Below are 15706 nucleotides of genomic sequence, written 5' to 3' on the forward strand. Positions count from 1 at the left end.
CGCCATGATGGCGAGCGCCTTGTTCCCAGAACCGAGACGTCCACTCCGCCAAGCCAAGGAAGCCAGACATGACCGCCACTCACGCCTCGAGCGCTGCTCCCGACGTCATCCTGCACAACGGGCGCTTTACCACGCTGGATCGCACCAATCCCACGGCGAGCGCCGTGGCCATCAAGGACGGCCGCTTCGTGCGTGTTGGCCGTACCGAAGACGTCCTGCCGCTGGCGGGGAGCGCCACCCGGGTGATCGATCTGAAGGGCAAGCCCGTGCTGCCCGGCCTGATCGACAACCACCTTCATATCATTCGCGGTGGCCTGAACTTCAATCTGGAATTGCGCTGGGACGGCGTGCGCAGCTTGGCCGACGCGATGAGCATGCTCAAACGTCAGGTGGCGATTACGCCCGCACCGCAATGGGTGCGCGTGGTCGGCGGCTTCACCGAGCATCAGTTTGCCGAGAAGCGCCTGCCGACCATTGCCGAACTCAATGCCGTTGCGCCCGACACGCCGGTCTTCATCCTGCACTTGTATGACCGCGCCTTGCTCAACGGTGCCGCGCTGCGCGCCGTGGGTTACACGCGCGATACGCCTGCACCCCCGGGGGGCGAGATCGTGCGCGACAGCGCGGGCAATCCTACGGGATTGCTGCTCGCCAAGCCCAATGCTTCCATCCTTTACGCCACGCTGGCCAAAGGCCCCAAGCTGCCGTTGGACTATCAGGTCAACTCGACGCGCCACTTCATGCGCGAGCTCAATCGTCTTGGCGTGACCGGCGCCATCGATGCGGGCGGCGGCTTCCAGAACTACCCCGAGGACTATCAGGTGATCCAGCAGTTGGCCGATGCCGGTCAACTCACGATTCGCCTCGCCTACAACCTGTTCACGCAAAAACCGAAGCAGGAGAAGGAAGACTTTCTGAACTGGACGGCGACGTCCAGGTACAAGCAGGGCGACGATTACTTCCGCCACAACGGTGCGGGCGAGATGCTGGTGTTTTCCGCCGCCGACTTCGAGGACTTCCGTCAGCCGCGCCCGGACATGGCGCCGGAGATGGAAGGCGAACTCGAAGAGGTCGTGCGTGTGCTCGCCCAGAACCGCTGGCCGTGGCGTCTGCACGCGACCTATGACGAAACCATCGAGCGGGCGCTCGATGTGTTCGAGAAGGTGAATCAGGACACGCCGCTCGAAGGGCTGAACTGGTTCTTCGATCACTGCGAAACGATCTCCGAGACATCGATTGACCGCATTGCGGCACTCGGCGGCGGTATCGCCGTGCAACACCGGATGGCTTATCAGGGCGAGTACTTCGTCGAGCGTTACGGCGCAGGCGCTGCGCAGGCAACGCCGCCGGTCAAGCGCATGTTGGAGAAGGGCGTGAATGTGTCGGCCGGCACCGACGCGACGCGCGTGGCGAGCTACAACCCGTGGGTGTCGCTGTCATGGCTGGTCACAGGCAAGACGGTGGGCGGCATGCAGCTCTATGCGCAGGCCAACTGTGTAGATCGCGAGACGGCTTTGCGCATGTGGACCGAGAAGGTCACGTGGTTCTCGAACGAAGTCGGCAAGAAGGGCCGCATCGAAGCGGGTCAGTTGGCCGACCTGATCGTGCCGGATCGCGACTTCTTCGGCTGTGCCGAATCGGATATTGCCGACACCACGGCATTGCTCACCATGGTCGGCGGCAAGGTGGTCTACGGTGCGGGACCGTTTGCGCCGCTCGACGAAGGCACGCCCCCGGTGGCCATGCCCGACTGGTCGCCCGCACGCACTTTCGGCGGTTACGCGGGCTGGGCTGACAAGGAGACGTCGGCACAAGGCACACCGATGCACAAGGCACTGCACAATGCCGCAGCCGCCTGTGCCTGCGCCAACAACTGCAACGTGCACGGTCACCGGCATGCGACCGCGTGGAGCAGCAAGCTGCCCGTGTCCGATCTGAAGGGCTTCTGGGGTGCGTTGGGCTGCGCGTGCTGGGCGGTGTGACGATGAACACGCGAATCATGACGCGCTGGCAACCCGCGCCCGCACTTCGGTGGATCGCGCTGCTGTTGTTGTGCGCCGCCTATTTGCAGGGCGGCCTGGACAAGGCGAACGATTTCAACGCCGCAATCGCCGAGATGCAGCACTTCGGCGTCTCGCCTGCGGCGCCGATGGCGGTTGCCGTCATCGTGCTCGAGTTGGGCGCCTCGGTGCTCATCCTCACCGGCTTTTACCGGTGGCTGGGTGCCCTGGCGCTGGCGGGGTTCACGTTGTTCGCCACTTTCGTGGCGCTACGTTTCTGGGAGATGCCGCAGCCCGAGCGCTTCATGGCCGAGAACGCATTCTTCGAGCATCTCGGTTTGGTCGGTGGCTTTTTGTTGGTGGCATGGCACGATTGGAAGGCCCGTGCGGATGCCTGAACGATCGAGAAATTTTCATGACACCTATGACGACCCCCATTCAGGTACAAGACAATCCGGCGAAGCACCGCTTCGAGTATTCGGTGCAAGGCGAACATGCCGTCGCGATCTATTCGATGGAAGGCAACGTCATCACGTTCATTCACACGCTTGTGCCCGACGCGTTGCGTGGCCAAGGCATCGCCACGAAGCTGGTGCTCGCGGGGCTGGCCTCGGCACGGGAGCGTGGTTTGCGCGTCATTCCGCAGTGCCCAGTGTTTGCGGCCTATATGCGCGCACATCCCGAGACGCACGACTTGCTGGCCGATGAAGGCCGCGCTTTGCTCGGTCTGTAACGACATGGAGCCGTCATGACATCGCCCGCCGCTACCGATTCGATTGACAATCCGCGCCCCCGCGTCCGCCTGCTCGGACTCGCGATCTCTGCCCGCGCTTTCGAGATTCGCGATTTCCTGAGTCGAAGCGTCGTCACCTTCGACTGGGTCGAGCTGGATGAGGCAGCGGCGCGTCGCATTCCCGGCATTCGTGGGCTCGACGATCCCGGGCTGCCGGTGTGTGAGTTTCCCGATGGCACCCGATTGTTCAATCCAAGCGTCGCAGACGTTGCCCGCCGGCTGGGATGGGTGGAAAAGCCTCGGCGACGGGCGTATGACGTGTCCATCTACGGTGCCGGGCCGGCCGGGTTGAGCGCGGCGGTGTATGCCGCTTCGGAAGGATTGAGCACGGTGCTGGTCGAGCGCGATGCGGTCGGGGGGCAGGCGGGCAACTCGTCGTTGATCGAGAACTACCTGGGGTTTCCGCAGGGGATCAGCGGTGGCGAACTCGCCGAGCGCGCCCGTCAGCAAGCCGTGCGCTTCGGTGCGGAAATTCTCCGGCTGCGCGAGGGGGTGTATGCCGTGTTCGCCGAGGGGGGCATTCATGTCGATCTGGCCGACGGGACACAGCTTTGCGCAAGCACCAACATCTGCGCGACCGGTATCGAGTGGCGGCGCCTTGGCCTGCCGGACGAAGCGCGGTTGCAGGGGTTGGGACTATTCTATGGTGCAGGCGCCAGCGAAGCCCCGATGTGTACCGGCGAGACGGTGTATGTGGTCGGTGGCGGCAATTCGGCAGGGCAGGCCGCCATGCATCTGGCGGCCTACGCCCGCGAAGTTGTCATGCTGGTGCGCGGCGCACGCTTGGCCGACACGTTGTCCGATTACCTGATTCAGAAGATTCAGGGCACGTCCAACGTCCGGGTAGTCACGAGCTGCGAGGTGAGTGCGTTGCATGGCGATCGCTTTTTGGAGGCGATCACGGTGCGCGAGCGCGAGAGTGGTGAGCAGCAGGTCTTGGCGACGCATCACCTGTTTGTCTGTATCGGTGGTCTGCCCAATACCGATTGGGCACGCGACACCGCGATCGCGCGCGATGGTTCCGGGTATCTCGTTACCGGACCGGATCTCACGCCGGCGATGTTGACGGCGGCGGGCTGGCCGCTCGCGCGTGCCCCGTTTCCGCTGGAAACGAGCGTGCCTGGTTCGTTCGCCGTGGGCGACGTGCGGCATGGCTCGATGAAGCGCGTCGCGTCCGCAGTGGGCGAAGGCGCAATGGCAGTCGCGTTTATCCATCAGCATCTCGCAACCTCTTGAGGAGAGATCGCCATGTCCAAACGTTGCACGCATACCGACAGCATTCAACACGTAACGCCCAGCGCACTCGGCTGCGAGGAGTGTCTGAAATCCGGTAGCCGCTGGGTGCATTTGCGGCTGTGCCGCACCTGCGGCCATGTGGGGTGCTGCGACGATTCGCCCAACCGCCACGCCAACGCGCACTTCCACGAAACCGGCCATCCGATCATCGAGGGCTACGACCCGCCGGAAGGTTGGGGCTGGTGTTATGTCGATCGCGTCATGCTGGATTTGGGTGACGATACGACGCCGCAAAACGGGCCGATTCCCCGCTACGTCTAAGTCACGATTCGAAGAGGATCTCATGCATCAAGCTGAAACCTCGGCGTTCGCCGATTCCGTGGATCCGCGCGACCCCTCGTTGCGCAGCGCCTCACTGGGTGATCTGTCGGCACGCAGTTTGCCGCGCCCCGAGAGCGTGACGGCGGTCATCGAGCATCATGTGCGAGCGCAGGCTGTCGCCGCCTACGAGGAATGGCTCAAGCGGATTGTGCCGATCGCGGAGCGATTCCCGGGTCATCGCGGGGTGCATGTCATTCGTCCCGTGTCGGGCTCGACGGTCTACACCGTGACGTTGCGTTTCGACTCGCTGGCGCATGCGGAGGATTGGTTTCAGTCGGACGCGCGGCAAACGTTGCTAAGCGAAGTGATGCCTTTTCTGGCGAGTGACGAGCGGCGTCAGACAGTGACCGGACTCGAGTTCTGGTTTCACCCGACACCGGGGCAAAAGCCTGCCAGGCGCTACAAGCAGTTTCTGCTGACGCTGTCGGTGATCTTTCCGCTCACGGTGGTCGTGCCGCTTCCCGTGCATTGGCTGGCGTCCAGCCTGCCCTGGCTGACCAATACGATCCTCGCGAAACTCGTGGTCGCCGCCATCATCGTCGGGTTGATGACCTATGTCATCATGCCGCGTGTAACGCGCCTCGCGTCACGATGGCTGTATGAATGACGCGAGGCGCGTTTCGGGAAACGTTTTGAACGACTACGCTTCCCGGAGCGCCCCTCGCGGGCCCCACATCACGTCGGTATTATGCTGGCTTTAGCGCGCCGTCGACCAGACGCCACAAACCGAGCGGATTATTCTGGCGCAACGCTTCCGGCAGCAGCGCGTCGGGCAGATCCTGATAGCACACCGGGCGCAGGAACCGGTCGATGGCGGTCGCGCCCACCGATGTGAACATCGCGTTCGACGTGGCCGGGAACGGGCCGCCGTGCACCATCGCATGACACACCTCCACGCCGGTCGGAAAGCCGTTCGCGAGAATGCGTCCGGCGCGGCGCTCCAGACTCGGCAGCAAGCGGCGTGCCGTAGCGGTGTCGCCTGCATCGAGTTGCAGCGTTGCCGTGAGCTGGCCTTCCAGACGCTCGGTAATCGCAATCATCTCGTCGACCGTATCGCAGGCGATCACGACCGATGCCGGGCCGAAGACTTCGTCGTGCAGTGCCGGCGTGGCGAGAAACGCGGCCGCCGTCGTGCGGAAGAGGGCGGCTTGCCCCTGACATCCACTGCCGGCCTGACCACGCGCAAGCACCGACACGTTCGGTTCGTCGGCCAGTCGCGCCACGCCCTTGTCGTAGGCCTGATGAATGCCCGGCGTGAGCATCGTGCCAGCGGCCTTTGCCGTGAGCGCCTCGGTCGCGGTGCGGCAGAAGCGTTCGAGCGCGTCACCTGTCATGCCGAGCACCAGACCGGGGTTCGTGCAGAACTGACCGACACCCATCGTCAGCGAATCGACGAAGCCCCTGGCAATCGCGTCGCCGCGTGCCGCAAGCGCTTCGGGCAACAGATAGACCGGGTTGATGCTGCTCATCTCGGCATACACGGGGATCGGTATGGCACGCGTCTGAGCGATGCGTTGCAATGCGAGCCCACCGTTACGCGACCCTGTGAAGCCCACAGCGGCGATCGCCGGATGCGCGACGAGCGCTTCGCCCACGGCACGCTCGCCGACCAGCAACGAGAACACGCCCTCGGGCAGTCCGAGTTTTTGCACCGCAGACCGCACGGCGCGAGCGACAAGTTCCGACGTGCCCAGATGGGCCGAATGCGCTTTGACGATCACCGGGCAGCCGGCAGCAAATGCCGATGCCGTATCGCCGCCCGCCACCGAGAACGCCAATGGGAAGTTACTTGCGCCAAAGACGGCAACGGGACCAAGACCGATCTTCGCCAGACGCAAATCGCTGCGTGGCAGCGGTTCGCGCGCGGGCTGTGCGGGGTCGATGGTCGCGCCGAGGAAATGACCGTCGCGGACCACGCGGGCAAACATCCGCAATTGACCGACGGTTCGCCCGCGCTCACCTTGCAGGCGAGCGACTGGTAAGCCGGTCTCGGCATGCGCGCGCTCGATGAGGGCGTCGCCCAGATCGAGAATCGCCTGTGCCACGGCTTCGAGAAACTCGGCGCGCTTGGCCAGCGGCGCCGCACGGAACGGATCGAACGCGGCCCCCGCCAACTGGCATGCGCGCTCGACGTCCTGCACGGTGCCTGCACCGAACACCGGTGTCAGCCGCTCGCCGCGCGACGGATCGAACGCCTCGAGCGTTCCCGCACTGCCGCGCACGTCGGTGCGACCTATCAACATCTCGCCGGTGATCTGCATGCGAACTCTCCTTAGCCTTCGACTTTCTTGATCAACGCATCGAGCGCGTCGAGTTCATCCGGCAACAGGTCGGTCAGCGGCGCACGCACCGGACCGGCGTCGTGACCGACGAGCTTGGCACCCGCCTTGACGATGCTCACGGCGTAACCCGCGCGGCGATTGCGAATCTCCAGATACGGCAGGAAGAACGTATCGAGCAGATGGCCCATCGTCTCCTGATCGTTTTCGCACACGGCGCGATAGAACGTCATCGCGGTCTTCGGAATGAAGTTGAAGACCGCCGACGAGTACACCGGCACGCCCAGCGCACGATAGGCGGCGGCATAGACCTCAGCGGTCGGCAGACCTCCCAGATAGGAGAAGCGATCGCCCATGCGGCGGCGGACTTGTACCATGCGCTCGATGTCGCCCACGCCGTCCTTGAAGCCGATCAGGTTCGGGCACTTCTCGGCCAGCCGTTCAAGCTGGTCGGCGCCCAGCTTCGAGTTGGCGCGGTTGTAGACGATCACGCCGATGTTCACCGCACGGCAGACCTGTTCGACGTGAGCGGCAATGCCGTCCAGGCTCGCTTCGGTCAGGTAGTGCGGCATGAGCAGCACGCCCTTGGCGCCAAGGCGCTCGGCTTCCCGCGCGTAATCGATGGCCATGCGCGTCGGACCACCCGCGCCGGCCAGAATCGGCACCTTGCCTGCGCAGGTGTCGACCGCCGTCTTGATCACGGCGCTGTAGTCCTGCGGCGTGAGCGAGAAGAATTCGCCCGTGCCGCCCGCCGCGAAGAGCGCCGTCGCGCCGAACGGTGCCAGCCACTCCAGACGCGCCGCATAGCCGCGCGCATTGAAGTCGCCATTGGCGTCGAAGTCGGTCACGGGAAAAGACAACAAGCCGTCGGAGACGATCTGCTTGAGTTCTTGAGGTGCAGTCATTTCAAGAGTTCCTGTCGGCCGAAGGGCCGGATTCGATGATGAAAAAGGGCGCTCAACCAGCGCTTGGCGCTGAGTTATATGTCATCGTATAACATGTGATGAGGTCGGACAAGAGGGTGGATGTTGGAATGGCAGTGGGATAAACCCGCAAAAGGCAGAGAAAGGGTTTATCCCGATTCCGTCAACGCCCTCGGGACACGCCTATAATGGCGCCTCAAGAGGTATGATGACGCATAAGTGACGGGGGGTTGAACCCACGTCAACGACGGTCAAAGGGAACGGGGCTTACGCGTTCAGGCGTGCGACAAATCGACGGCGTTCGCAAGCGTCGCATCGCGTCTCGTGAGGACAGCAGGAGGGGAAGAAGTGAGCAACATGGCATCGAAGTCGAATACGGAAGCGCCCAACGATATGCCGCGCTACATCCGGATGCAGGCGGAGGATAACGTCGCCATCGTCGTGAATGACGGTGGTTTGGCTGCGGGGCGCCAGTTTGCGGACGGGCTCACGCTCGTTGACGCGGTTCCGCAAGGGCACAAGGTCGCGCTGGTGAATCTGGCCGAGGGCGCCGCGGTGGTGCGCTACGGCGTGGTGATCGGCTACGCTGCGCGGGCGCTCCCCGCGGGTAGCTGGGTCAACGAGCGCAATCTGAACATGCCCGAAGCGCCGTCGCTGGATCGTCTGCCGATCGGCACGCGCGTGAACGCAGCGTTACCGCCGCTCGAGGGCTTCACGTTTCAGGGCTATCGCAACGCCGACGGCTCGGTCGGCACCCGCAACATCCTCGCGATCACGACCACGGTGCAATGTGTAGCCGGGGTGGTCGAATTTGCCGTCAAACGCATCAAGGACACGCTGCTGCCGCAGTATCCGAACGTCGACGACGTGGTCGCGCTGGAGCACACCTACGGCTGCGGTGTCGCGATCGATGCCCCGGACGCGATCGTGCCGATTCGCACGTTGCGCAATATCGCCACGAATCCGAATTTCGGCGGCGAGGTGATGGTCGTGAGTCTGGGTTGCGAGAAGCTCCAGCCGGAGCGCCTTTTGCCGGCGGGCAGCATCCCCATCGGCAGTGCCGGGGAGGATGGCAAGCCAGACACCGTTTGCCTGCAAGACGATGCGCACGTCGGCTTCCTCTCGATGATCGATTCGATTCTCGCGATGGCCCGCACACATCTGGAGCGGCTCAACGCACGGCAACGAGAGACGGTGCCGGCCTCTGAGCTGATCGTCGGTGTGCAGTGCGGCGGCAGCGACGCGTTCTCCGGCGTGACCGCGAACCCGGCCGTAGGCTTCGCCACGGACCTGCTGGTGCGCGCGGGCGCGACGGTCATGTTCTCCGAAGTGACGGAAGTGCGCGATGGGATCGATCAACTCACGTCACGCGCCGCCACGCCGGAAGTGGCGCAAGCGATGATTCGCGAGATGGCCTGGTACGACGCGTATCTCGAGCGCGGCCGCGTGGACCGCAGCGCCAATACGACACCGGGCAACAAGCGCGGCGGCTTGTCGAATATCGTCGAAAAAGCGATGGGATCGATCGTGAAGTCGGGCACCGGGCCGATTCACGGTGTCGTCGCGCCGGGCGCCAAGCTCGATCGTTCGCATCAGCGTGGACTGATTTACGCCGCAACGCCGGCGAGCGACTTCATCTGCGGCACGCTGCAACTCGCCGCGGGTATCAATCTGCACGTCTTCACGACGGGCCGCGGGACCCCCTATGGGTTGGCTGAGGTGCCCGTCATCAAGGTGGCGACGCGCTCCGATCTGGCGCGCCGCTGGCACGATCTGATGGATGTCGACGCGGGCCGCATCGCCACGGGCGAGGCCACGATCGAAGACATCGGCTGGCAGCTCTTTCACCTGATGCTCGAGGTGGCGAGCGGCGAAAAGACATGGGCCGAGCGATGGGGGCTGCACAACGCACTGACGCTGTTCAACCCTGCGCCGGTGACCTGACCCGGCGGGGGGGGGCTTCAGAGTTCGGCCTGCGTCTGCGCCAGTCCGAACTCGAGCATGGCCGGCACGAAGCAATGATTGAGCGTGTCGCGGCGCGAGAGCTTGGTGAGGACATACCGACGGAACGGGGTGAGCGTGGCCCAGTCCCCGATGTCGGGTGGCAGCAGATCCGCCAACTCACATTGCCTGAGCAATCCCGGCGGCAACGCATTCGAGTCCTGCCATGCCGTAGGCGCCGGATCGACGCTGCGCTCGACCGCTTGCCCGAGATGGTCGCGGGCAATCTCGTCGAGGCGTGCGGCGAAATCATCGTCGCCCGGCACACATGACGCCAGTGTCTCGCGAGCTTCCTGAGGCAGCCGCTGCCAATCGGCCAGCGACAGATGCTGGCCGTTGCGGTCCAGGTTGAAGCGGATCGCCATCGTGATGAACTTCAGGTTCTCGCAGGCTTCGATCTCGAAAACGAAGATAGGCAGACGCTGATAGAGATGCATGAGAGTCGCTCCCGGGAGCCCCATCGGAAACATTTATGGTACTTCAAGTGAGCGGTCTCATTACGGCATTCCGGGGCCCGCGATTCAGTGGCCCGTGTAGCGAAGCTGCGCATTCGGCCCGACGGGCAGTTCCAGCCCGAAGACCCACAAACAGAAGAACGCCGTCCACGCGAGCGTGAAGACAATGGCGTAGGGCAACATCAGTGCGAGCAACGTGCCCACGCCGGCATCGCGCTGATAGCGCGTGGCCACCGCAAGAATGAGCGCGAAGTAGCTCAGCATCGGCGTGACGATATTCGAGACCGAGTCGCCGATTCGATACGCGGCCTGCACAACTTCCGGTGCGTAGCCAAGCAACATCATCATCGGGACGACGATGGGGGCCATGAGCGCCCATTGCGCCATGCCGGAACTGATCATGAGATTGACGGCGGCGCAAAGCACGATGAGTCCGATGAACAACAACGGCCCGTTATCGGCAACGCCGCTGAGCCAGCCCGCGCCCTTGATCGCGAGAATGGTCCCCAACCCGCTGCGGCCGAACAGTGCGACGAACTGCGAAGCAAAAAACACAAGCACGAGGTATTGACCAAGGCTGCCCAGCGACTTCGACATGGCGGCGATGACATCGCGGTCGTTTCGGTACGCGCCGGTCATCGCGCCGTAGAGCAACCCTGGCACCGCAAAGAAGATCACGATGAACGCCACCACACTGCCGAACAGCGGTGCGCGGCTGCCGTATTCGCCGGCCGCGTCGCGAAGCGGCGAACCGTCGGGCCACGCGATCGCGAACAGTGCGGCGCCGCATGCCAGCATGCCGCCGAGTGCAGCCCGCAAGGCACGGCGCTCGGCGAGCGTGATGGGGCGGTGCGTGTGCGCGTCGGGGGAGAGTGCCTCGGGGTCGCCGTCTCGCGGATGCCAGGCACCCAGTCGCGGTTCGATGACGCGTTCGGTGACCCATGTGGCGGCCAACGTGACGAGCAACGAACTGGCGGCCATGAAGTACCAGTTGGCCACCGCGCTGACGCTGTACTCCGGCGCGAGCAATTGTGCCGCCCCTTGCGTAATGCCGCCGAGCAACGGGTCAGAGGTGCTGAGCAACAGATTCGCGCCGTAGCCGCCGGACACCCCGGCGAACGCGGCCGACAGCCCGGCGAGCGGATGCCGGCCCATCGTCGCGAAGAGCATGGCGGCCAGCGGCAGAACCACCACGTAGCCAAGATCCGAGGCGACATTCGAGATCACCGCGGCAAAGACGATTGCCATCGTGATAAATCGGCGCGGCGCAGCCACCACCAGCGCCCGGAGCGCGGTCGCCAGCAAGCCGGAATGCTCGGCGATCGAGATGCCCAGCAGGGCGACCAACACCGTTCCCAACGGTGCGTAGCCTGTGAAGTTCGAGGTCACGGTACTGGCCCAGCGCACAAGTTCGGTGCCGGTCAGCAGGTTCGTGACGTGCATGACGTCACCCGCGTTGGCCGGGCGCGGGTCGGCTGCCGACACACCGATCCATGCACTGATCGACGACAGGGCGATGACCGCCACCGTCATGAGGGCAAACAGCGTGACCGGGTGCGGGAGCGCGTTACCCAGCCATTCGACCAGGCCGAGGGCGCCACGCAGGCGGGTTTTGGCATGAGGCCTGGCGGTGCCAGGCGCGTCTGCCGAGTGGGGAGGGGCGTCGGGCATACGTAGCATCTCTGCGTTTGAACTCGGAATGCCCTAGCGTAGGGGCGATTTCCGGTATTGATACCCAAAGACGCCCATTTTTGGGGTAACCCTCGGTTCACTTTGAGCGGCCGGCTGAAGTTATCCGGCTGGCGCTCTTTGCTGCGAATACGGGAAACGCGTCGAGGAGCGACTGCGTAGCCCCGCAGCGATGCGTCTGGTTCTTGGGAATAGTCTCAAAATCGCCCGTCGTAGAGCGAATGTGGGCATTTGCCGTTCACGATGGCGACCAATACTGAACGTTCACCCTCTCGCGGGGCGCTACCGGTGGATTCCGTCACGCTGGTGGAATAACGAGGCACGAAATGACAGCGATGTGACAACGCTGTTCGCGTGCTGCTGTAGCCTCCGTTCGTTTCCGACCCCGTGAGGGATTCCTAAGGTAGACGTTTGACCCGCAGGCGTCTGCGTTCATGCCCGGCATGGCATGCGCGGCCTGTGCGGCAGTCTTTGCACCGCCTTATCCGTATTTCGAAAGGAGCCGACATGCCGTCCAATGCGCCGCCGTCACCTTTTCCTTTTCTTCCTGTCGTGCTTGAGTCGCCCGCAGGGGCACAAGGTCGCGCACGGCCCGCCGCCGAGCGCACAGGCCGTTCCTCCGACAAGGCCACGCCTGAGATATCGCGCGGCAAGGGGCGCGCGACCTGCCGTGGTGTCGCCGGCGTCGTGCAGAGCGTGCCCGGTCTGTCTCTGGACGACGGGGCTGAGGCGCTTCGTGTGGAGATCGTCCGGCGTCTCGATCCCGCAGGGGTGACCTTGCTCGGGGCCATCGTCCGATGAGTGCCTCGGTCATGTCATCGGTCACCTACCCGGCGTCCCCCTTGTCGTCCACGCCGGAAGCCTCGACCAGGGCGGTATGGGTCATCGTGTCGCCACATGCGCAATGGACGAGCGAGGCTCAGGCGGTCACTGTCTCGTCGCACGAGGTGTCGTGCACCTTGCATGGGGCGCCCGCCGATATTGCCGTCTGGCTCGACCGTCTGCGGCACGGGGTGTTGCTCGCCGAAGCGCCGGTGGCGGGCACGTGGCTCGCCACGCTCGTCGACGAATCGCTGGCGCATGTGTTGCCGGCGACGCGTCGCGATATCGTTCCCGCCTTCGGAAAGATCTGCGACGACTGGGTGCGCGGTATTTTTGCCGCCCCCTTCTGGGCACGCTTTCTGGCGGGCGAGTCGAGCGACATTCAGGTGCTGGCGTTTCTCGCGCAGCATTATCATCGCGCCGCCGGGGCGGACGTTCACAATCGCATCGCCGTCGAGCGTTGCACCGATGCGGCGCTGCGCCCGTTGCTGTTGCGCCAGTATCGCGAACAACGCGGGCAGGCGACGATGCTCGCGGCCGGACTGCTGCGCTGCGGTCCCACCGCGCGCACGTTCCTCGACAGCGGCGCGTTCGATGCGACGCACGCGCTGATCGACTTCATCATCGACGCGGCCAGCGACATGCCGACGTATGTCGGATGTTGTGCGCTCAGTCAGGCCCCGGCGACGGTGCGCGCTGCCAGCGAGATCGAAGCCCAGTTCGACGCCATGGCGCAGCGGTATCCGTCGGCTGCCGAAGGGTTTGCGGCGGTCGGTGCGCACGCGCGGCACGATGCGAGCGTGTGCGGCGGCACGTCGCTGCTCTCGCAATGGGTAGAGGAGGCCGGCGAGCCCGACGTTGCAGCTCGCTTGCGCATGTTGCGCGGCGCCTATGGGGTGGCCGCCGCCTACCGTGTGATGTTCGACGCATTGCACCGTCTCGACGAAGATTTCTGAGGTCAGCGCGGACATGCCCCCGAATGGGGCATGTGACTCGTATAATGGCGTCCCAACGGCGGGGGCGGTTGCGGCCCTGAGCCGTCCGCCCCCTGACCATGACAACCCAACTCGCCTACGTCGCCGCGCTCGGTGCCGCCCTTTGCTGGGCCTGTAGCGGCATGATCGCCATCACGCCTGTGCGCCAGGCAGGTTCTTTCCCCTTCAACTACGCCCGCATGTTGTTGGTTTTCGCGATGCTGCTTGTCGCGCTGGCGGTGCTGCGCGGCTGGCCGTCGCTTACGCCGGAGCAGTGGCTGCGGCTCACGGCATCGGGGCTGATCGGCATTCTCGTAGGCGACACGATTCTCTACACGTCGCTCGGCCGGCTCGGGCCGCGCCGCAACTCCATCATCTTCGCAACGAATGCGCCCATGACCGCCGTGCTCGGCTACTTCTGGCTTGGCGAGGCCTTGGGTTGGCGTGCCGTGGCAGGCGTCGCGCTCGTCACGGCGGGCGTGGCGTTGGCCATCGCGTTCGGTGGGCGTCGTGAAGACGCGCATCACTGGGAGTCCGTGCGCGGCGACGTGCGCGTGGGCATCGCCATCGGTCTGACGGCGGCCTTGTGCCATTCCATCGGCACATTGATCGCCAAGCCGGTCATGGCGGCCGGCGTCGATCCGGTGGGGGCGTCGGCGGTACGCGTGGGGGTGTCGGCGCTCGGGCTCACGATGGTGGCCGCCCGGCGCGGGCGCAGTCTCTTCTCGGCCTTCACGCCGGTCACGCTGGCCCTCACGGCCGCTTCCGGCTTTGTCGGTGTGGCGGTCGGTATGACATTACTGCTCTACGGCATGGGGCACGGCAACACGGGCGTCATTGCCACGCTCTCGGCGACTACGCCGGTCATGGTGTTGCCGTTGCTGTGGCTTCGCACCCGTCAGCGTCCGGCGGCGGGCGCGTGGTGGGGCGCACTGATCGCGAGTGCGGGTGTCGCGTTGATCTTCAATCGGTGAGGGTCGCGCCGCCCGGTCGTTCGTGTCAGCGCGTGAGGGGCGATTGCAGGGTGTCGGCGTTCGGATGCGAGGCGTCGACGCTCGCACTGGGCGACGGCGTCTCCTGCGCCGCTGCCGCGCGCGGCATGGACGGTGTCAGCAGACGTCGTAACCATGCGGCAAGGCGTTCGAAGACGCTCGGGTCGTCGTTGAACAGCTCGGGACGCAGCACGCGCAGGTAATCCAGAATCTGTTCGGCTTCCTGAGTACCGACCGAGCCATAGATCACGGCCAGATCGAGGAGCGCCCGCAGTTCGCCGAGGCGCTCGCGTGCTTGTAGCGACCGGGCCGTTTCCACGCTGCGTTTGGCATCGAATACACGTTCGCGCAGCACCGATGCGGTGCGCCACGCCGGGGTCTGCAACGTCGCCTCGAGTGTGCGCAGGTCTTGTGCCGAACTGACGATCTGCCCCGCGAGCGATTCGACGATGCGCTCCTCGCCCTTGGCTTCGCGCACAATCCCTTCGGCCCAGCGGCTCGCCTGACGCGACATGTCTTCGCGCGTCCATTCGGGGCGCGACACGAAATAGAACCCGTGCTGGCGTGCCTGATTCAGGATGATCGAGACGACATCCGGGAATTGTTTGTCGAACGTGCGTTTGGCCCAGGCGTAATGACCGCCGGCGAGCAGTTGCGCCACGGCGGCTTCGGTGAGCGGTACGGTGCTGTCGAGCAGACGTGCGCGCAGGAAGTCGTCGAAGGGGGGCGGTGTGAAGTGACGGTCGACTGCGGCGGAGATGCGCACGAAGGCGTCGAAGTCCTTTTGCAGATCGGCCAGTGCGGTGTCGGAGAGGGTCAGCGAAATGCGGCTCATCGTGGCAGGCTCCCCGACGTCGTGACAATGGCGCGAAGCCACGGCGCGTGCGAGCGCACGCCTGCCAGTCGAGCGTCTGTGCGAGTGCGGCGAGCCTCGGGCGCTAACGCCGAAGCTCGTGCCACGTGCATCCCCATTGCGCGTGAAGTCATGTGCAGCGATACGTCGTGTCAACGGTGCGCTGCGGTCGTGGCCGCGCGCTGTGAAGATGGCCCGTAGGGGGCACCGGCGTGCCGATGCGTTTGGTCCCCGGGCGTTTATGGCGGCGATTCTAGCGTATCCGTCGCCTGTGAATCGCCGCGCTGCTGCCGCGCCCGGCAGAATTC

15 protein-coding genes are annotated in these 15706 nt (G+C 64.7%); 10 read left to right on the forward strand and 5 right to left on the reverse strand.

The features are described 5' to 3' along the window. Nucleotides 1-68: 68 nt before the first annotated feature. The 6 genes from PI93_RS08030 to PI93_RS08055 are packed head-to-tail and all read left to right on the forward strand — an operon-like array spanning nt 69 to nt 5017. Complete coding sequence (locus PI93_RS08030; protein ID WP_039367049.1) at nt 69-1982, forward strand: amidohydrolase; 1914 nt, start codon at nt 69-71, stop codon at nt 1980-1982. 2 nt (nt 1983-1984) lie between these two features. Beyond that, nucleotides 1985-2398 (forward strand): DoxX family protein, encoded by a 414-nt coding sequence (locus PI93_RS08035; RefSeq protein WP_039367742.1) that lies wholly within the window; start codon nt 1985-1987, stop codon nt 2396-2398. 17 nt (nt 2399-2415) lie between these two features. Then, complete coding sequence (locus PI93_RS08040) at nt 2416-2733, forward strand: GNAT family N-acetyltransferase (protein WP_236105631.1); 318 nt, start codon at nt 2416-2418, stop codon at nt 2731-2733. Between the two features lie 15 nt (nt 2734-2748). Beyond that, entirely contained in the window at nt 2749-4029 is a 1281-nt protein-coding gene (locus PI93_RS08045) for an NAD(P)/FAD-dependent oxidoreductase (protein ID WP_039367054.1), read from the forward strand. 12 nt (nt 4030-4041) lie between these two features. Further along, the gene (locus tag PI93_RS08050) at nt 4042-4350 is read left to right on the forward strand and encodes a UBP-type zinc finger domain-containing protein (protein ID WP_039367056.1); all 309 of its coding nucleotides are present in this window, start codon (nt 4042-4044) and stop codon (nt 4348-4350) included. A gap of 22 nt (nt 4351-4372) precedes the next feature. Then, entirely contained in the window at nt 4373-5017 is a 645-nt protein-coding gene (locus tag PI93_RS08055; RefSeq protein ID WP_052240463.1) for an antibiotic biosynthesis monooxygenase, read from the forward strand. Between the two features lie 79 nt (nt 5018-5096). Here PI93_RS08055 and PI93_RS08060 read toward each other — a convergent pair whose 3' ends face one another. Both PI93_RS08060 and kdgD read right to left on the reverse strand, forming a co-directional pair. Further along, the gene (locus PI93_RS08060) at nt 5097-6671 is read right to left on the reverse strand and encodes an aldehyde dehydrogenase (NADP(+)) (RefSeq protein ID WP_039367058.1); all 1575 of its coding nucleotides are present in this window, start codon (nt 6669-6671) and stop codon (nt 5097-5099) included. An 11-nt stretch (nt 6672-6682) separates the two neighbouring features. Then, the gene (gene kdgD, locus PI93_RS08065) at nt 6683-7594 is read right to left on the reverse strand and encodes a 5-dehydro-4-deoxyglucarate dehydratase (protein WP_039367059.1); all 912 of its coding nucleotides are present in this window, start codon (nt 7592-7594) and stop codon (nt 6683-6685) included. A gap of 375 nt (nt 7595-7969) precedes the next feature. Here kdgD and garD point away from each other — a divergent pair, with 375 nt between their 5' ends. Further along, nucleotides 7970-9556, forward strand: coding sequence for a galactarate dehydratase (garD, locus tag PI93_RS08070; protein ID WP_052240464.1), 1587 nt, complete (start codon nt 7970-7972; stop codon nt 9554-9556). A gap of 17 nt (nt 9557-9573) precedes the next feature. Here the strand turns inward: garD and PI93_RS08075 are convergent, their stop codons facing one another. Continuing rightward, on the reverse strand, nt 9574-10050 hold the full coding sequence (locus PI93_RS08075) for a nitrate reductase associated protein (RefSeq protein ID WP_052240493.1): 477 nt from the start codon (nt 10048-10050) through the stop codon (nt 9574-9576). A gap of 84 nt (nt 10051-10134) precedes the next feature. Next, on the reverse strand, nt 10135-11739 hold the full coding sequence (locus PI93_RS08080) for an AbgT family transporter (protein WP_080759057.1): 1605 nt from the start codon (nt 11737-11739) through the stop codon (nt 10135-10137). Nucleotides 11740-12264: 525 nt separating this feature from the next. Here PI93_RS08080 and PI93_RS08085 point away from each other — a divergent pair. The 3 genes from PI93_RS08085 to PI93_RS08095 all read left to right on the forward strand — a co-directional run bounded on the left by PI93_RS08085 (nt 12265) and on the right by PI93_RS08095 (nt 14527). Further along, nucleotides 12265-12558 (forward strand): hypothetical protein, encoded by a 294-nt coding sequence (locus PI93_RS08085; protein ID WP_039367065.1) that lies wholly within the window; start codon nt 12265-12267, stop codon nt 12556-12558. Nucleotides 12559-12569: 11 nt separating this feature from the next. Continuing rightward, the gene (locus PI93_RS08090; protein WP_039367067.1) at nt 12570-13535 is read left to right on the forward strand and encodes a hypothetical protein; all 966 of its coding nucleotides are present in this window, start codon (nt 12570-12572) and stop codon (nt 13533-13535) included. 98 nt (nt 13536-13633) lie between these two features. Beyond that, nucleotides 13634-14527 carry a DMT family transporter gene (locus PI93_RS08095; protein WP_039367068.1) on the forward strand — a complete coding sequence of 298 codons (894 nt, stop codon included), beginning with the start codon at nt 13634-13636 and terminating at the stop codon, nt 14525-14527. 25 nt (nt 14528-14552) lie between these two features. Here PI93_RS08095 and PI93_RS08100 read toward each other — a convergent pair whose 3' ends face one another. Further along, on the reverse strand, nt 14553-15380 hold the full coding sequence (locus tag PI93_RS08100) for a DUF4088 family protein (protein ID WP_039367070.1): 828 nt from the start codon (nt 15378-15380) through the stop codon (nt 14553-14555). Between the last annotated feature and the right edge of the window lie 326 nt (nt 15381-15706).

Source organism: Pandoraea fibrosis (assembly GCF_000807775.2).
GTDB lineage: Bacteria > Pseudomonadota > Gammaproteobacteria > Burkholderiales > Burkholderiaceae > Pandoraea > Pandoraea fibrosis.